We start from the raw sequence: 18,124 nt of genomic DNA on the forward strand, positions 1-18,124 counted from the left end.
GTGTTGCCAACCGCGTCACCTACTTTCTGTAAGACTTCATACTTGAGGGCGGCAAGGTCGGCTATGGCGGCGCGTACTTCGCCGGACAGCGCATGGTAAGGTGCGCCGTACTCGTTCAGATACCGGGCTATCTGGTTGAGGTTGCCACCGATTTTGCCGTACTCGGCTGTGAGTTTCCCGACAGCGGAAAGCAGCTCGTCATTGACCGTTGATATATGGATAATAGGGCGTATAGCGGTGCGCCGTATCGCCTGCCGGAGAAATTCGGACTGGCTGATACCATAGGGCGCAAGCCGCGCTGTGAAGTCGGCGTATTCTTCTTCGGACAGCCGGGTTTTCACAACGCGGCTGCGGTGGGGTGTGTTGTATTTCTTTCGCATGGTCTGTAAACCTCCTTTCGTTGGCGGCGCTCATGGGGCCCCCGCGCAAGCCCAGCGAAGCGGGTTGCGTGGGGAGAGGACGAGCGACGGAATGAATGAACTTTCGCGCTGGCGCGGAAGTGAATGATATGTAGTCCGCGAGGACGACAAGCAGGGTTTGGGGAAGGCACTCCCCAACAAGTTTCCCGCGAGGGGCAAAACCGCAGAATTGCGGATTTTGGCACCGTGGTAGAAACTTGCTCTGTAACTGCCGCAGACTGCCCCTGTCTGGTTCTTTCGCACATAGAACGGACAGGGCGGGGCTTCCGGCCCGCTGCGGACGGTCTTTTTTCCTTTCGCCAAAGATACTTTTGAAAGACTGCCAGCTACCCGTTGGACGGGGATTTTTCAAAATTTCTCTTTGCCCTCTACCACGGACAATAATCAAGAATGCCAAATGCCGGGGCAAAAATTTCTCCCTCACTTACTACTCCAACTTGAAAGGGTCAAAATGGCCGAAAACAGAACCGGTCAAACAAAAAAAGCAGCAAATCTTTTTCAAGACTTACTGCTTTCGCTTGCCGCCAGTAGGCGGCAGGTATTCAGATTTATGGCTCGTCCGGCGGATAGTCAAACCGGAACTTGAATTGACAGTCAATTAGTCGCTGTTTTACATAGTCCTCCACCTCGGCATTGACCTGCCCGTTCACTTTGGAGAAATAGCGGATATATCCGGCGTAGTGGAGCAGGACGGAGTTCACGGCGTCCGGGTCGCCCTCACGGGCTTTGACGATTGTTTCATAGGGGAGTAGTTTACTCATACCGGCACACCTCCATTTCCTCGCGCAGCCGCCGCAAGGCAAGCTGGATATGCCGCCCCGCTGTGCTGCGTGTTCGGCCGATATGTGCGCCGATCACTCGCTGCGGCTGGCGCAGGAAGTAGTACCGGAAAATTTCTTCCTGTGACTGCTCCGGCAAGAGGGCAAGGGCGGCGGCAAGTTCCGCATGGTCCAGAACGGCGGTCTGGCCGCAGGCGGTAAAAAAATATTCTTCAAGCTGTTCCGGCTCAGCAAACTGGACAAACTTCTCATTCATCAGATAGTCAAGGGAAACTTCCCGTTCCCACCTCCGGCGCAGCTTCAAAATTATATCTATGGCGGCGTGGCGAATGACAACCTTGCAAAAGGCGTTAAAGGTGTACTGGATATGCACTTTGTAGGCTTCATCTTCGGTCATGGAAATTCCCCCTCTCTGAATAATAGTGCGGGGCGGCAGCACTCCTTGCTGTCGCCCCTTGATTGCCTATCTGCAAAGGCGGGCGGGGCTGTCAACGGCGGCGCGTATGCGCCGTTCATCTTGACCGTTGACTGGCTCGGCTGGCTTTGCTATTCATTCCTCTATGATTTGTGTTTGGTCGGTTATCTCTGGCTGATTACTCTGAATGCCTTCATTGAAGTTTGGAACGCTGAAAAGCACGGCAATGAGAATGTTTATTAAAACTATAGCCGCCAATATAATAGCAACTATTTTCCAGATCCGGCGCGAGCGGCGATTTTTGATTGCAAGCTGTTCATTTATCCTTGACAACTGCTCTGCGACATCACTGGCAGTATTTTCATTTTCAATTTTTGCCCCCAGCAATTCGCTGACAGAAACTTCCAATATTTCTGCCAGCCGGATAAGAGTATCAGCGTCGGGAACGGATAAATTTTTCTCCCACTTAGAAATGGTCTGTCGGACTACATGGAGCCTTGTTGCCAATTCTTCCTGTGAAAAACCTTTCTGCTTTCTGAGAGTTTTTAAGTTTTCTCCAAACATTGTGCGTTACACTCCTTCGCTTTGATAAGTCTAATCCAAAGTAACATATTAGCCTTCATACGGCAAGCAACGCAGATTAACAATAACGCAACTGCCTGTAAAATAAAGGCTTTCGCCATTAAAGCTACTTGAAAATATCGATTTCTTCGATAGGTGCGCCAACTGCTCCTGAAATGTTAATCGCAAATTCGAGAGGGATTATACTGTACTTTTCCAGCCGCATAATTGTTTTCCGGCGTACACCTACCTGTATGGCTAATTGCTCTTGTGTTAAGTCTTTTAGCTACCTGTATTTTTATCATAAACACTTCTCATTCATCAGATACTCAAGATAAGCTTCCTATTCCCACCTTTGGCGCAACTTCAAAATTTTATCTATGGCTGCGTGACGAATGACAATCTTGCAAAAGGCATTGAATGTGTACTGGATATGCACTTTGTAGGCTTCATCTTCGGTCATGGAAATTCCCCCTCTCTGATAATAGTGCGGGGCGGCAGCACTCCTTGCTGTCGCCCCTTGATTGCCTATCTGCAAAGGCGGGCGGGGCTGTCAACGGCGGCGCGTATGCGCCGTTCATCTTGACCGTTGACTGGCTCGGCTGGCTTTGCTATTACCTTGCGGTAAACGTAAATGGATATGATCGCAGTAATCACTTCCGTGATCCAAAACGCATTCCAGACGCCAACCGCTCCGAGAAACCTGCTGAGTAAAAACGCAGCCGGGATGATTACCACTACATACCGGCAAAGAGAAATCAGTAAGGAGGGCGTGCCTTTCCCCAGCCCCTCCAATGCGCCGGAAGAAGTAACAGAAACCGCCGAGACGATAAATCCGGCCCCGATGATGCGCAAGGCAGTTTCCCCGGCCTGGATCGTCGCTTCCGTGTGGGTAAACAGCCCTATCAGCTGGCCGGGGATCAGCAGACATATCGCGGTTCCAAGCACCATAATGATACCGCTCATGCACAAAACAATCTGATAAATCTGGCTGACTCGTTTGTGCTCCCCTGCACCGTAGTTATAGCCGATCAGGGGGCGCATCCCCTGCACAATGCCATTCGCCGGAAGATAGATGAAGGTCTGCAATTTGTAATAGATCCCCAAAACCAGAATATACACTTCGGAATAGGCAGCTAAAATCGCATTGAGCGCCGAAATCAAAAGAGACGGAAGTGCAAGATTCAGGGTTGCGGGAATGCCGATAGAATACAGCTTGATGACCATCTTTTTGCTGGGCAAAATGTACTGCCTGCGGATATGCACGCGAATTGGCCGCAAAAGATAGACTACAAGGTAAATCGCCAGTGTCAGAGCCTGTCCGATGCCGGTTGCCAGCGCAGCGCCTTCAATTCCCATTTCCGGGAATGGGCCATAGCCAAAAATCAGAACGGGGTCTAAGACGATGTTTGTGATGCACCCGCACATCAGGCTGATCATGGTTGTCTTCATGTTTCCTACTGCCTGGAACAGTTTCTCAAACGCCATGCTGACGGTAACAATGAGCGTAAAGGCGAACGCAACGATAGAATAGCGGACGCCAAGTTCAATGACCGCTTCGGATGAAGTGAACATCCGCAGGAAAACCGGCATGATGGCGATACAGCAGACTGTCATAACAACGCCATGAATCACGGCAAGCACAAGTCCCTGTGTAGCGGCCTGATCCGTTTTTTCATGATCCCCCGCGCCCAGATAGAAGGCGATCACTGCATTGATCCCAACGCCAAATCCAATTCCGGCAGCATTGATAAAATTTTGAACCGGGTAAACCAACGATAATGCCGTCATAGCCTCCTCGCTGATCTGCGCGACGAAAAAACTGTCCACAATGTTGTAGAGGGAATTGACCAGCATGGATAACACCATAGGCAGGGACATGGATAAAATCAGCGGTAATACCGGCTTTTCTTTCATGAAAGTATCGTTCATAATTCCTCCTTCGCAGAATACGTTATGATTTTTTACGGTGATACCAGGCCATCATTATGAGAGCAACAAGCAAGGTGCCAGTTTCCGCGACAGGGAATGCAAGCCAGATTCCGTTCAGATGGAACAATTTGTCCAGACACCATAAGGATGGAACAAGGAAAAGCAGTTGCCTGCATAATTGAATTGCCATGCTGGAACCTACTTTTTCTGTGGCCTGAAAATAGGTGGAAATCATAGTAGAAAGACCGCAAAACAGATAGCTTGTCGCCATAATCCGCATAGCGGATATTCCAAAGGAGCGCATGGCTTCCGATGCCGTAAACAATCCCAAAATCTGCGCCGGAAAAAGGATGACAGCCAACGTCCCCAGTATCATCATGCCGGTGACCAAAGCAGTTCCGTATCGGAAAGCGGAATGCAGCCGTTCGCTGCTCCCTGCGCCGTAGTTAAACCGCATGACTGGCAAACAACCCTGGATTAAGCCATTTACCGTCATAACAATCAACTGCTGCACCTTAAAATATGCACCGAAGAATGCAATCGCCGTATCAGAATACGCCACCAGAAACAGATTGACGAACGTCACCATAAACGAACTGAGGGCGTTCATAATAAAAGATGGCAGGCCAAAGGCAAAAATACGGCGGATCATCTGTTTCTGCAAGTGAAAGCCTTTGATTTTTATCTGCACTTTTTGCTTTTTGTCCAGCAGCAAAGCAAACGCCAAAATCATGGACAACAAATAGCCCGCAACAGTAGCCACCGCAGCGCCGCGGATTCCCATAGCCGGGAAAATACCAATACCAAAAATCAGGATGGGATCGAATACAAAATTGACCACCACGCCCGCAATCTGAAACCACATGGGAGCAATCATGTTCCCGGTGGCCTGTATCATCTTCTGGATTGCGATATGCACCATATTGGGGATTTGCATGAACGAACATACGCCCATATAGGCAATGCTCAACTGATAGATTTCTTCATTATTGGTGAATGCCCGAAAGTAGGGTTTCATAATCAGGAATGACAGAAGGTTGAGCAAAGCACCTACTCCAAAGGCCAGTAACAATCCGTGTGTGACGGTGGTATTTGCTTCATCCTGCTTTTTCTGTCCAAGATACCCCGCAATCAGTACATTCACGCCGACACCAATCCAGATAGACGCCGCATTCATCAGTGTTGTAATCGGGAATGACAGAGAAACAGCCGTCAGCGCATTCTCACTCAGCCGCGCTACAAACGCGCTGTCTATCAGGTTATAGGAATATTGCAGGAACATGGAAATCAGCGGCGGTATCGACATTTGCCAGATGAGCTTTCCAACAGGAGCGACCGCCATTTTATTATTGGTCTGCATACTTTCCCTCCTCTCCACAAAGTGTCCGGCGCAAAAACATTGCGCCGGACAGCAGGACATTAAATCCGAACGATATAGTTTTGTTTGCGTGCTGCGGGTTGACCGGCTTCCTGGGCTGGATAACCCAATGCAATCGCTCCGACGCCGCGCAAGGTTTCCGGCAGCTTCCACTCCCGCAGGAGAGCCTTACCGCTTTCACTGTCGAAAATCTCACGTTCCCGATGTACCCATACGGTTCCCAGCCCAAGAGCATGGGCGGCGAGCATCATATTTTCAAGGACGCAGCTTCCATCCTCTACAAAGGTGTTTGCGGAGCCATCTGCCAGAACCAAAATCACGACAGGCGCGCCATAATAAGGGTCTGTATTGTTCCCCATCACTTCTGCGTTTAACCTGGCGATTTCCTGCCGGTATTTGGGGTCTGTGATTGCAATGATGGTAGGGGATTGACGTCCTCCGCCGGTAGGTGCATAAGTCCCGGCTTCCAGTACAGCGTCCAACGCCTCGGAAGGGACAGGTTGCGGTTTGTAAGCCCGTACACTACGGCGCGTCTTGATCAGAGATAAGAAGTTGTTTTCCATAAAAAATCATCCTCCATTCTGTCAACATTTCCGAGATGCAGGCAACAAAAAAGCCACACAACTATCACAAGATAGCTGTGTGGCAAAAAGATGACCGAATCCGGAAAAGTCCACTCAAATTTTACTTTTATTAGTATAGCGAGCTTTCGGGAGACTGTCAAGCATCAATCTTTACGGAATTGTGGAGGCTGTCTGTTGTTTTTTTGTGTTACTTTATGGCACATGAGCATTACTGGCAGATAGCGATAGGTAATCCTTTGAAGTTATCGCCGGATTTTCCCCCGCTCCGCACCGTGCGTGCGGCTTTCACCGCACACGGCGCTCCATCGGAAATGAATTTCAACGGTTTTAAACACAACTTACACACTTCGTCACAGCATTAAAGAATAGTTATGCAATAGCTGGCGTTCCCGCCAGTTTCCGCAGTTTATTGAGTTTTTCCAGTTGCTTTTTGTTCAGTTGGAGTTGTTTTAGGTACTTCTGTATCGTTTCTTCTAAGGTAGCATGGATAAGCAGGTGAACAGCTTCGGTCAAGAGGACAAGATTGCTGTATTTGTCGGTTCCGCCGTTTTCCAGCGGCACTTTGTGGTGACAGCGTATGTCATAGGGCATAAGTTCTGCACCAGTGATGGCACACCGCCCGTATTGAGCCGCAAACAACGAAATTCTGTTGTCTGCAAATTCAATGCTTTTGTCCAGCACAGGAGTTCGCATAAGCCATATCATTGTATCGGTGTTTACACCGAGATTTTTATGGATTTCTGCCCGTCCTTCCGGTGTGTACCGGTTGACAGTTTTCTTCTTGTGCTGGGCGTCCCGTGTCTGAACGTACCCAATCGGAATGAGCGGGTGTCCGTTCAAAAACCTTAACTGCTTGCTTTTCCCATATCGTTCCTTTATGAAGCCACGTTCCAGTTTTCCGTTTCGGGTCAAGCCACGCAGTCTGTTTGACATTTGCTTTTTCAGCCCTTGCGCCAGATTAGGAAAGTCCTCGCTGACACGGGTTGCCAGACGGTAATAATTATGAAGTCCGGCAACCACCGAGTTATACTGCTGTATCGCGATATATTGACTTTGGCTGTCAGCCGGGATCTGTATCGCTTTAATCGCAGCCGAGATTTTCTCCTTTGCGTGTGCAACCGCCTTGTCGCTCATATGTGAGCAGACTACATACTTTTTCCCTTTGCGGTATAGTTTCATCTTAAATCCCAGAAATTCCGAGTACCGCTGTTCCATGTTGATTACTTTTGACTTTTCCGGGCTAATATCCAGCCCCAAACGGTCTTTCAGCCACTTCTTTGTTGCTTCGAACGTTTTTACTGCGTCCTTGTAACTGCGGCAGAAGATTTTGAAGTCATCAGCATACCTTACGAGATACATTTCCTTGAGATTGCTCCGGCGCAGAGCCCGGTAGGTATGACTTTTAATGTCCGTACCGCGTGCGTTCTGCCGGGTCTTGTATTCGTAATGGGTAGGCATATTTTCCCACTGGGAAGATACCCACCAGTCCAGTTCGTTCAGCACGATATTTGACAAAAGCGGTGAAAGTATGCCGCCCTGCGGCGTTCCCTTTGTCGGGTAAACCCTCTTGCCATCAGGAAGAACGATAGGCGCTTTCAACATTTGCTTGATAATGCACAGCAGCTTTTTATCCCGGATGCCCAGTTCCCACATCTGCCGTATCAGTTTCCCGTGGTTCACGTTGTCAAAGAAGCCGTGAATATCCAGGTCAACCGCATAGTGTAAATGCTGTATCTGCATGAGCCGGCAGCACTGTGCGATAGCGTGCTCCGTGGAGCGATTTGGGCGAAAGCCGTTGGAACGCTCATGGAACTTCGCCTCACATATCGGCTCCAGCACTTGCAGAATACATTGCTGTACGATACGGTCAACGATTGTGGGAATACCCAGCGGTCTTGTTTTCCCGTTGGGTTTTGGGATTTCTACCCGCCTTACCGGGCGGGGATTGTACCAACTGAATTGTTTTTGGATAAGCCGGACGAACTTCTCCTCCTCCATAGAAGCCAGATGTTTAATCGTCCTCTTGTCCACGCCGGGAGTACCGCTCCCTTTGTTTCCCTTGATTGTCCGATATGCCAGCTTGATGTTTTCCTCACTTGCCATTAGGCCGATAAGGTTATGAAAGGTCTTGCCTTTCAGACTGTCGGCGTACAGACGGTCAAAGGTGCTTTGCAGGTCGTAATACTCCGTATAGCGGATTTTACTTTGTTTCGGTTTGTGTGTTTGCTGCTCCGAAGTCAACACAGGCACCCGCTCCTTTCGGTTTGGATTTTCTTTGTCATACTCGAAGCTGTGTTTGTTGTGTTTTCAGTATTCTTAATTCATTCCCGACTTGGGGTCGTCCCTCCACAGACTTATTATTTCTGCTTCATCGGTACCATGCCCCTACTCTCACTGGGATTAAGTACGGTTATACCGGTTTTATCCGGCTTTCCCGTGCAACGGCCTGCAACGGCTTGTTTCATACGTTCCCAGCTTTCCACGTTCCGACAATCCTATCATGAGATACTTTTAGGTGCTTCCTCTAAGCCTGTGCCCGGTTCCAAAAGAACCTTGCCGCCTGTAACAGCACGTGGAGTTTCATAACAACCAATCTTACTAATCCACGGACACGCCATATCAATGGCCGTATGCCTTTCGACACACTCACAACGTTTAGACTCGTACATTCGGAAGTAGTCAGTGCGGTCGGTCGCACATTCTCACCATGAGTATCTGACACCCGGCATATAGGTGACGCCGCCCACCTCTGGGCAGGTTTCGTGCGGATTGCTCCGCTTACGGCCACTCTCTGCCGACTTCACCGAGCTTTTGACCATGAAGTAGTTGCACACTTCAAAGCCAATCGGAGTATCAGTGTGGGCGTTTCCGGACGTTACCCCTTCATTCCACCCATCGGATTGTCAGTTCTCCTAAGATTTCAGGCTATAAAGCCCTTCGACTTAGTGCCTAACCTTTTCAGTTAGGAACGTGTCGCACGGTTGTCCTGGCCGTAACCTTCCAGGAGGTTGATGCCGCCCCACACGCACAGGCCGCCGCCCAGGGCGATCACCAGAGTCTGCAATACGTCGATAGCATTAGTGAAAAAATCCATAAATCATATTTCCTTTCTTCGTTGTAGAATTGTTATTGAAGGTCCGCTGCTGTCAATTCGTACATCTCGAAAGGCTCATCCGGCTTCACAATGGCCGGTTTGCGTTTCATGTACCGTTCCATATCAAAGAGGTACTTCTTGTCGGCGTCGGCGGTGTATTTGTAATTTGGATGCTTGGTCAGGTCGTACTTGTCCGAGAGAAACGGGCGCACGCCCCGCAGCATGAAGATACACTTGCCTCCGTCCATTACTGCCAATTCGTCTTGTGTCATCAACTCCTTTCCCAATTTTTGATAGGTGAGGCCGTGGGAAACCTGGCTGCCGCGGTTCTCCGATTAATTGAAACTGTCGATCGTTTCTTTCCCCAGCAGCTCCGAAATTTCTTTCAGGGTGGATTTCTCCTTGCCTCCCAAAAACAAGGTGCTGTCACAGTTACCCACGATGGTATCCGCCGCGTCCTTGTAGATGGTCTTTAACTGGCTTTGGCTCTGCAAAATAATAGAAGCCGATATTTCACGGCTTCGGATGGTGGCGATCAGCTTGTCGAAGTTCGGGATTTGCCCGATGTTCGCGAACTCGTCCAGGAGGCACCGCACATGGACCGGCAGGCGGCCGCCGTAGAAGTCGTCCGCCTTGTCGCACAGGAGGTTGAAAAGCTGGGAGTACATGAGCGCCGCCACAAAATTGAAGGTGCTGTCCGTATCTGACAAAATCACGAACAGCGCCGATTTGCGGTCGCCCAGAGTATCCAGCTCCAGCTCGTCCTCCGCCATGAGGTCCCGCAGCTCCTGGATGTCAAAGGGAGAGAGGCGGGCGCCGCAGCTAATCAGTATGGATTTTAGAGTTTTGCCCGAAACGAGTTGTCAAGGACTTTTTAATCAAATTCACAAAAAAGCTACAATTTTGCGGTTTTACCGGCTCTGAATTTTACCAGTTCTCGTTGATTTTTTCGCTCGTTCTGTGTATAATAAAAGTAGGGAAATCCCTACTTTCCATATTTCAGAAAGGTGGTGCAAAATCATGTTAGCAAATGCGTTTGTGGACAATGCCAAAGTCATGGCAAAAGGGCAAATCACAATCCCAAAGGATGTCCGTGATGTGCTTGGTGTGTCAAGTGGTGATCGGGTCACTTTCATCGTTGAGGGAAACACTGTCCGCATTGTCAATTCTGCTGTTTACGCTATGCAGATGCTTCAGCAAGAAATGGCCGGAGAAGCAGAACGCACCGGCCTGACCTCGGAAGATGATGTTATGGCGCTCGTCAAGGAATTGAGAAATGAGGACGAAAAAGGATGAGAGTTCTGATTGATACCAATGTCCTTATTTCTGCCGCATTGAGTGCAAACGGAACGCCTTATCAAGCGTATGTGAAAGCGGCCTCTTACCCGAATCACGGCTTGATTTGCGAGCAGAATGTGGACGAAATGAAGCGGATATTCAACAAGAAATTCCCAAACCGGCTGGCGGCGCTGGACAAATTTCTTTCTGTTGCTTTGCTTACTCTGGAATTGGTTCCCGTCCCGACAGAGGAAGATATGACCGAAACACAAATCAGAGATGTCAATGACCGCCCTATTTTGCGGGCAGCCATTGAAGCGAAAGCCGATGTGTTGCTGACCGGCGATAAGGATTTCTTAGAGTCCGGCGTGAAAAATCCGGCAATTATGACACCGGCAGAGTTTTTGAATACCTAACTGACACAAAGACAGCGGGCCGAGAGTGAAAAGCTCCCGGCCCGCTGTGCTTACATCTGCTGTATCTCGTTTTTGAGCATACGCTTGATTTTGTCGCTCATGGTTTCAGTGCTGGTATCGCTGAAATGGACGCGCACCTTGTAGGTGGTCTTGCCGATTTTCTTTACCAGCGCGGGGGCGTCCTCCGGCGCTCTGGCCGGGGTGGTGTCTGCGGTCTGCATGGTACGGGTTTCTTCGCTCATGGCGCTCCTTTCTCCGGGCGGGGCTGCGCCGTCCGGCAAAAAAATTACTCATGCTTACGGTTCACAATGTCTTTCGCCGCCTGTTTGGTTGCCCCAGCGTTTTCCTCCCGGAAGTTCTTCCCGGCAAAGAGGATCGGGGCGCACCGTTCCAGGATACGGTCATAGATGCGGGCGTGGGCCAGGTCGGGCGGGTTCTTGAGTTCGGCCAGCTTCAGGTTGGTGGTGATTATCATGGGCCTGCGGCTGCGGTAGCGGCTGTCAATGACGAAAAACATTTGTAGTAGCTGTCGATGGTGGCCGGGGCGTTATACAGGGCGGCCAGCAGGTATTTCTTGATATTGCGGACATAGGTGGTGTTCTCCCGCATACGGTCCAGCACATACTCGATGTGGGAGCTGTTCAGTTTCAGGAACCGGGACTTGACCACCTCCGCCGGGTAGTCATCCCCGGCGATGCGGATCATCTCCCGGTTGGAGCACACCGTGTCCATCATGAGCTCCACCAGCTCGTCCAAACGGTCCCGGTCAAGCGGATGGTTCTGGATAAGATAGTCATACTCGATGTTCTCCAAAATCAATTCCCGATAACTTTCCCGCTCCCGCATCCGGTCCCGTCCCATCCCGTCCGAACCCCTGGGGGCTTTGGGGGAGGATAGGACAGGATTTGATCCTTCCGTACTGAGTCCATCTTTTTTTGATTTATCAGGATTGCTTTTATCTTTATTTAATTGCGGCCGGTTTTCCAGACCCGGAGTATCCATATCCGGGTTTTCCGTATCTGGATGTCCCGTATCCGGCTCATCCTCACACGGCCCGTCCGGCTCCGGGGGATGGGGCGTTTCGTAGATAACATACTCCACGTCCACGATCTTGCCCTTGCTGTCCCGGAGGCGGTTGCGGACGATGTAGCCGGCCCGCTCCAGCTCCTTCAGGGCAGAGCCGATGCTGTCCGTACCCTCCTTGCAGATCTTCGCAAGGCTCCTGGTGGTGTAGTTCCAGTCCTCCGGCAGGGACAGCATCATGGAGAGCAGCCCCTTGGATTTCAGCGACAGGCCCGTATCCCGCAGATGGCGGTTGGACATCACCGTGTAATCGCGGGTTTTCTCAATGCGGAATACCGCCATGTTGGATACCTCCTTCCTTCGGTTTTGAAAAGTGTTCGTTTCGGCAGGTTTGCGCCCCCATATCGCCGCCCGGCCTCCCATGAGGGAGGATATGGGCGGCATCGTTTGCACCGCCCACAAGCGAAAAAACAGGGGATTTCCCACCCGTATTCATACAGTTTTGCGTGCCATCGGCGGGGCATAAAAAAACGCCACAGGTTTGTATTACCTATGGCGTTGCCCCGGCAGATGGCCGGTCTGTATTCAGTTGTATGGTCACGGGGCGGAGGCCCCGATTGACGGGTGCTGTACCCATATCTCGGCATTTCGTGGTCTTTCAGCGTGTCAAGGCTCACTCAACAGTAGTAAAATCGTAGTAAATGAGGTGGTTTTGACCTGTCTGAAATGCCCGTGGATACAGTGTTTTCAAGGGATAATCAGATTTTGGCTTGATTTTTGAAAGTAAAAATGCTCTTAATCTCCATTGTTTTTCCTCCTCACCCCATGGACGCCAGTGTGTGGAACTGCTCCCGCAGCGCCGGGTACAGTCTGCGGTACAGGTCGTAATAGGGCTCGTAGGCCGCCGAGGCGGCGCTGTCGGGCGCGCTGTGCTCTCCCGTCCGTACCGCCGCGGCACAGCCCTGGGCCACGGTGCCGTACACGCCCGCGCCCACGCCGGCCAGGATGGCGGCGCCCAGGGCCGGGCCCTGCTCGGAGGCGATGGTCTTGACCGGGCAGCCGTACAGGTCGGAGAGTATCTGCCGCCACAGAGGGCTGCGCCCGCCGCCGCAGATGGCCATGTCGGACACGTCCACCCCCATCTCCCGGAACACGTCCAGGCACTGGCGCTGGGAGTAGGCCACGCCCTCCATCACCGCACGGACCAGGTCGCCCCTGGTGTGGATGGCGGACAGGCCGAAGAACACCCCTCTGGCGTCCGAGTCCAGCAGGGGGGAGCGCTCCCCCATCAGGTAGGGCAGATAGAGCAGCCGGTTGGCGCCGATGGGGCTTTTCTCCGCCTCCGCCGTCATCAGCTCATAGGGGTCCACCCCCAGGGCGGCGGCGGTCTCCCGCTCGGCGGGACAGAATTGGTTGCGGAACCACTGGAGGGACAACCCGGCGGACAAGGTGCAGCTCATCACCGTCCACGCGCCGGGCACGGCGGAACAGAAGGTATGTACCCTGCCCTGGGGGTCGATGGTAACCTGTCCCGCATGGGCGAAGATGACCCCCGAGGTGCCCAGGGTGGTGAAGGCCTTGCCCTCCTCCACCACGCCGGTGCCGATGGCGGCGGCAGCGTTGTCTCCCGCGCCGCCCACCACAACGGTGCCCTCGGCCAGGCCGGTGGCCTCCGCCGCGGCCTTTGTCACCTTGCCGGTCACCTGGCAGGACTCGTACATCTCCCCCAGCAGGGACCGGTCGATGCCCAGCAGGGAGAGAATCTCGCCGCTCCACTGGCGCTTGGGCACGTCCAGCAGGTTCATGCCCGAGGCGTCCGACACCTCGGTGGCAAACTCGCCGGTGAGCTTGTAGCGGATATAGTCCTTGGGCAGGAGGATGTGGCGGCATTTTTCGTAGTTCTCCGGCTCATGCTCCCTCACCCACAGGATCTTTCCGGCGGTGAAGCCGGTGAGGGCGGGGTTGGCGGTGATGGACAGCAGCTTCTCCCGGCCCACCAGGTCGGTAATCTCGTCGCACTGGGCCTGGGTGCGTCCGTCGCACCACAAAATGGCCTTCCGCAGCACCTGGCCCTGGCCGTCCAGCATGACCAGGCCGTGCATCTGGCCCGCGATGCCGATGCCCCGGATCTCCTCAGGCCTGGCGCCGCTCCTGGCCAGGACGGTACGCACCGTCTCCTGCACCGCCCGCCACCAGTCCTCCGGGTCCTGCTCCGCCCAGCCGTTCTGGGGCTGGTAGAGGGGGTACTCCACGGTATGGCTGGCCAGCCGGCGTCCGTCAGAATCAAAGAGCACGGTCTTGGTGCCCGACGTGCCCAGGTCAATGCCCAACAGAAGCTCCATAGGTCACACCTTCTCCTCTATTTTCAAAATTTTATTGTTTCAAAAATCCCTTGACCGCCGTCACGGTCTGCCGTCCCTCAGGGTGAAGGAGCGGAAGTCCAGTCTCCCCTTGCCCACAAATCTGAAGTACAGCGGCCGGGTGCCGTCGGGGATGGCACAGGGAGCGCTCAGTTCTTTCCAGCCGTCCCCACTGAGCTTTATCTCCATCCGGGCGGCCGGAGTCTTGAACTCCGGCGTGTCGGACACCAGAAGCACTCCGTCGGCCCGGCCCTGGACCTGGACGGACACGGATTGCAGCGATTGAAAGTCAAAATACTTGAACCCGGCCACCGCCCCGTCCCGCATGTTGGCAATATACTGGCTGTCCCGCTCCTCGCCGTCCTTCCCGGTCTGGGTGAAATAGGGGTGGGTGGCAAGCCGGAGCCGGGGGAACCGGATGTCGTAGCGGGCGGTACCCTTCCCGCTCCACAGGTTGCAGGCGATCCGGGCCGGGTATTTTTCGCTGCCCTTCAGAGGCCCGCCGTTGAGGCCGCAGGAGGTGACCTCCGCCTGACAAAAGCCCCCGTCCGGCCGCCGCTCCAGCCGTTCGGCGCAGGCCTGGCGGGAGTAGGAGTGGCAGTTGGTCTGGCGGTGGTAGAACACATACCACTGTCCGCCCACCTCCACGATGCCGCCGTGGGTGTTGCCCAAGTAGTTGACCGCCCGGCTCTCGTCGGTCCTGCCGTCCAGAAACAGGTCCCCGATGTCCACCAGGGTACCGCCGAAGGTGAAGGGCCCCCTGGGGCTGGGGCCCATGGCCCAGCACAGCTCGTGGTTGTGCTGGGAGGAGTAGACGAAGCAGTACCGGCCGTCCACCTTGCGGATGGAGCTGGCCTCAAAGAAGGCGTGGTTCTCAAAGGCGCCCGGCTTCCCTTTGGTGGGGAAGAGCAGGTCGGGCCCCGCCTTGATGGTGATCATATCCGGCTCCAGCTCCAGAACCACGCCCCCCGGATTGGTGAGATTGTGGAACCCGGAGGCCACCGGGGGCACCTTGGTGGCAAAGCCGGAGTAGAGCCAGACCCGGCCGTCGTCGTCGGTGAGCACGCCCGGGTCAAAGGGAAAGGGCTCCCCCGATCTGGTACCCCAGATGTGGCCGTCCTTGAACTTCACATGGCCGTGGAACTGGTACTGTCCCGCCGGGGTGTCGCACACCGCCACCGCCATGACCCCCAGAAAGTCAAAGGCGTAGTAGAGGTAGTAGCGGCCGTCCGGTCCCCGGGTCACGTCGGGGGCGTACAGGCACCGCCGCCCGCTCCTGTTCATGGGGTCCTGGTCCTTGCGGTAGATGACCCCCTCGTACCGCCAGTCCTTCAGGTCGCTCACAGGCGCGGACCAGCAGACATAGTCGTTCATGCAGAAGAGGGGGCCGCCGAACCGGTCGTGGGAGCCATACACATACACCCGGTCGCCAAACACGTGGGGCTCGCCGTCGGGGACATACTCCCAGCTGGGGAGATAGGGGTTGAACGCCTGCTCCATGTCTGATTTTCCGCCTCCTCCCGCAATCATATCGCTATAACTTTTATTAAAATACTTTATATAAGTTTCAGCCATATTGTACGTCACGCCGCCGCAGATTGTCAATAGCATCCCGGCAGATAAAATATTTTTTCTGCTATCGCGTAAATATCCCGGTTTTATCCCGCTTTCCGAACAAAATCACTGGAGCGCTCCCAGGTCTCCCTTGCTTTTTTCGAAAATTGTGCTATTATTTTTATAAAATACTTTTGTAAAACGGTGATGTTATGAGCAAGTCCTCTCCTCACTCCACCGTAGAGCTGCGGAAGATGAACCGGAACCGGGTCTTCCAGGCCCTCTATCACACGTCGGAGCCGCTGACCAAGCAGGAGCTGGCCTACCGGCTCTCCATGAGCCTGCCCACCCTGACCCAGAACCTGAGCGAGCTCATGGCCATGGGGCTGGTGGACAACTCCGAGGTGGCGGGCTCCAGCGGCGGCCGCAAGCCCCGCATCCTGTCCGTGGTGCCCGGGGCCCGCTGGGCCCTGGGGGTGGAGATCTCCTCCCGGCATATCCGCCTGGTGGCCCTGGACCTGCAGGTCCGGGAGCTGGGCTTCCGGGCCTTCGACCTGCCCTTCCACACCGGGGAGGAGTACGCCGTCCGGTTGGCCCAGACCGTGGAGTGCTTCATCGACGAGCTGGGCCTGGACCGCGCCAAGCTGCTGGGGGTGGGCGTCAGCATCCCCGGCATTGTGGACGCCGCCCAGCAGTACGTCACCACCGCCCCCACCCTGGGGGTGCGCAGGCTGGACGTGCGGGCCATCGCGGAGCACATCCCCTACCCGGTGTACCTGGTCAACGACGCCAACGCCGGCGGCTTTGCCGAGTGCTGGGGCCGCAGCGGCGTGCAGGACATGGCCTATCTCTCCCTGAGCCGGGGCGTGGGTGGCGCCATCCTCACCTCGGGCACGGCCTACCTGGGCGCCAACGGCCGGTCCGGCGAGTTCGGTCACATGTGCATCCACCCCGGCGGCGCGCCCTGCAGCTGCGGCCGGCGGGGCTGCCTGGAGGCCTACTGTTCCACCGCCCGGCTGTCGGACGACATGGGCATCACCCTGGAGGACTTCTTCCAGGCCCTTGTCCAGGGCCACGCCGCCTATTCCGCCCTGTGGGAGCGCTACCTGGACGACCTGGCCGTGGGTATCCTGAACATCCACGCCGCCCTGGACTGCCAGATCGTGCTGGGCGGCAAGCTCTCCCGCTTTATGGGGGAGAAGTTTTCCGCCATTGACGGGCGGCTGCGCCGCCTGGACCCCGCCTACCAGGAGGGGCCCTATCTGGCCATCTGCCGCTACTACGACCACTCCAACGGCATCGGCGCGGCCCTCTACTTTGTGGACCGGTTCATCCGCCAGATCTGACCTTCTCGAACCAAACAGCAGCGCCCGGAACCAGTGGTTCCGGGCGCTGCTGTTGTCTGCGTACAATCTTCCGCGTCACACCGGGGCGCTCTTTTTCTCCGGGGGCTGGGCGGCCTTTGCCTTGCGGTTGCCGTCCACCGCGATGAGCAGAATGCTGGCCAGCACCATGAGCCCGCCGATGACCATTCCCTGGGTCACCGGGTCGTGGAACCAGACGGTGCCGAACACCACGCTGACAATGGGCTCCAGCATGGACACAAAGGCGGCGGTGGAGGCCCCCATGCGGCTGATGCCGTACATCATCAGGAAGTAGCCGCCCACGTTGAACAGGCCGGCCCCCAGCACGAACAGCCAGCCGCTGGGGCTGGAGGGCAGCTGCATGGTGCCCGTGGCGGGCGCCACCACGCCCCACAGCACCGTGCCCGGCAGGGCCACATAGAACAGCTTGGCCTCAATGGGCAGGTCGTTGGCCGGGCCCTTCTCGTTGGCGATCAGGTAGGCGCCGTAGGTGAAGGCGGAGGCCAGGGCGGCCAGCACGCCCATGAGCTCCATATTGCCGCCCTCGCCGGCCAGGAACACCATGCCCGCGATGGAGCAGACGATGGCCACCACCTGGAGCTTGGAGAAGCCCTGGCGGAATACGGTGCCCATCACCACGCACACCACGGCGGGGTACAGGAAGTTGAACATGATGGTCATGCCCACGGGCAGGTACACCAGGGCGGTGTTCAGCAGGAAGGAGGTAATCAGCATGCCCACCACGCCCATGGCCAGGGCCTGGACCAGCTGGGCCGGTTTGGCCCGCAGGCTCTTGCCTTTGGCCAGGGCCATGGCGGCGCTGACCAGGAGGATGATGAGGTTGCTGTAGAACATCAGGCTGTTCATGTGCAGCCCGTCCAGCAGCACCTGCTTCTGGAGGGTGGGCATGATGCCCAACAAGGTGGCGGCCCCCGCCACCGATAGGATTCCGATCAGCATGGTTTCC

At 54.7% G+C, this 18,124-nt stretch carries 16 protein-coding genes and 3 pseudogenes; 3 read left to right on the forward strand and 16 right to left on the reverse strand.

Annotated elements, in window-relative coordinates:
- The 10 genes and pseudogenes from WMO64_RS15275 to WMO64_RS15325 form a co-directional block, all read right to left on the reverse strand.
- A partial coding sequence (locus tag WMO64_RS15275; protein WP_349232529.1) for a plasmid mobilization protein occupies positions 1-380 on the reverse strand: 380 nt, incomplete at its 3' end.
- Positions 381-967: 587 nt separating this feature from the next.
- A complete protein-coding gene (locus tag WMO64_RS15280; protein ID WP_349232530.1) occupies positions 968-1,180 on the reverse strand; it encodes a helix-turn-helix domain-containing protein in 213 nt (70 codons plus the stop codon).
- Positions 1,173-1,595 carry an RNA polymerase sigma factor gene (locus tag WMO64_RS15285; RefSeq protein WP_349232531.1) on the reverse strand — a complete coding sequence of 141 codons (423 nt, stop codon included), beginning with the start codon at positions 1,593-1,595 and terminating at the stop codon, positions 1,173-1,175. The genes WMO64_RS15280 and WMO64_RS15285 overlap by 8 nt, the downstream gene beginning before the upstream one ends.
- A gap of 153 nt (positions 1,596-1,748) precedes the next feature.
- Entirely contained in the window at positions 1,749-2,177 is a 429-nt protein-coding gene (locus WMO64_RS15290; RefSeq protein ID WP_349232532.1) for a helix-turn-helix domain-containing protein, read from the reverse strand.
- A 525-nt stretch (positions 2,178-2,702) separates the two neighbouring features.
- Positions 2,703-4,106, reverse strand: coding sequence for an MATE family efflux transporter (locus tag WMO64_RS15300; protein ID WP_204898478.1), 1,404 nt, complete (start codon positions 4,104-4,106; stop codon positions 2,703-2,705).
- Between the two features lie 22 nt (positions 4,107-4,128).
- Positions 4,129-5,466: an MATE family efflux transporter gene (locus WMO64_RS15305; RefSeq protein WP_349232533.1), complete on the reverse strand. Its 1,338-nt coding sequence runs from the start codon at positions 5,464-5,466 to the stop codon at positions 4,129-4,131.
- 59 nt (positions 5,467-5,525) lie between these two features.
- Entirely contained in the window at positions 5,526-6,047 is a 522-nt protein-coding gene (locus WMO64_RS15310) for a nitroreductase (protein ID WP_349232534.1), read from the reverse strand.
- Positions 6,048-6,437: 390 nt separating this feature from the next.
- On the reverse strand, positions 6,438-8,312 hold the full coding sequence (gene ltrA / locus WMO64_RS15315; protein WP_435412077.1) for a group II intron reverse transcriptase/maturase: 1,875 nt from the start codon (positions 8,310-8,312) through the stop codon (positions 6,438-6,440).
- Between the two features lie 721 nt (positions 8,313-9,033).
- Positions 9,034-9,162 (reverse strand): annotated as a pseudogene (locus WMO64_RS15320) (Maff2 family mobile element protein); the annotation flags it as partial.
- A gap of 32 nt (positions 9,163-9,194) precedes the next feature.
- Positions 9,195-10,025, reverse strand: a pseudogene (locus WMO64_RS15325) (VirD4-like conjugal transfer protein, CD1115 family); the annotation flags it as partial.
- 157 nt (positions 10,026-10,182) lie between these two features.
- On the opposite strand from WMO64_RS15325, the gene WMO64_RS15330 reads away from it, so the two are divergent.
- Both WMO64_RS15330 and WMO64_RS15335 read left to right on the forward strand, forming a co-directional pair.
- Positions 10,183-10,458, forward strand: coding sequence for an AbrB/MazE/SpoVT family DNA-binding domain-containing protein (locus tag WMO64_RS15330; protein WP_089700816.1), 276 nt, complete (start codon positions 10,183-10,185; stop codon positions 10,456-10,458).
- The gene (locus WMO64_RS15335) at positions 10,455-10,856 is read left to right on the forward strand and encodes a putative toxin-antitoxin system toxin component, PIN family (protein WP_204884463.1); all 402 of its coding nucleotides are present in this window, start codon (positions 10,455-10,457) and stop codon (positions 10,854-10,856) included. Before WMO64_RS15330 ends, WMO64_RS15335 begins: the two co-directional genes overlap by 4 nt.
- 50 nt (positions 10,857-10,906) lie before the next feature.
- On the opposite strand, the gene WMO64_RS15340 is transcribed toward WMO64_RS15335, so the two are convergent.
- The 5 genes and pseudogenes from WMO64_RS15340 to WMO64_RS15360 form a co-directional block, all read right to left on the reverse strand.
- Positions 10,907-11,077, reverse strand: a complete 171-nt coding sequence (locus WMO64_RS15340) for a transposon-encoded TnpW family protein (RefSeq protein WP_431835086.1) — start codon at positions 11,075-11,077, stop codon at positions 10,907-10,909.
- Between the two features lie 65 nt (positions 11,078-11,142).
- Positions 11,143-11,376 (reverse strand): annotated as a pseudogene (locus tag WMO64_RS15345) (ATP-binding protein); the annotation flags it as partial.
- Complete coding sequence (locus tag WMO64_RS15350) at positions 11,328-12,221, reverse strand: DUF6017 domain-containing protein (RefSeq protein ID WP_349232535.1); 894 nt, start codon at positions 12,219-12,221, stop codon at positions 11,328-11,330. The pseudogene WMO64_RS15345 and the gene WMO64_RS15350, both read right to left, overlap by 49 nt.
- Before the next feature lie 476 nt (positions 12,222-12,697).
- Positions 12,698-14,221, reverse strand: coding sequence for a xylulokinase (gene xylB / locus WMO64_RS15355; RefSeq protein ID WP_349232536.1), 1,524 nt, complete (start codon positions 14,219-14,221; stop codon positions 12,698-12,700).
- Positions 14,222-14,281: 60 nt separating this feature from the next.
- On the reverse strand, positions 14,282-15,739 hold the full coding sequence (locus WMO64_RS15360) for a family 43 glycosylhydrolase (protein ID WP_349232537.1): 1,458 nt from the start codon (positions 15,737-15,739) through the stop codon (positions 14,282-14,284).
- Positions 15,740-16,005: 266 nt separating this feature from the next.
- On the opposite strand from WMO64_RS15360, the gene WMO64_RS15365 reads away from it, so the two are divergent.
- Complete coding sequence (locus WMO64_RS15365) at positions 16,006-17,139, forward strand: ROK family transcriptional regulator (protein ID WP_349232538.1); 1,134 nt, start codon at positions 16,006-16,008, stop codon at positions 17,137-17,139.
- A gap of 75 nt (positions 17,140-17,214) precedes the next feature.
- On the opposite strand, the gene WMO64_RS15370 is transcribed toward WMO64_RS15365, so the two are convergent.
- Positions 17,215-18,117, reverse strand: coding sequence for a DMT family transporter (locus WMO64_RS15370; protein WP_349232539.1), 903 nt, complete (start codon positions 18,115-18,117; stop codon positions 17,215-17,217).
- Positions 18,118-18,124: the final 7 nt, after the last annotated feature.

Source organism: Pseudoflavonifractor intestinihominis (genome assembly GCF_040096055.1).
Taxonomy (GTDB): Bacteria; Bacillota; Clostridia; order Oscillospirales; family Oscillospiraceae; genus Pseudoflavonifractor; species Pseudoflavonifractor intestinihominis.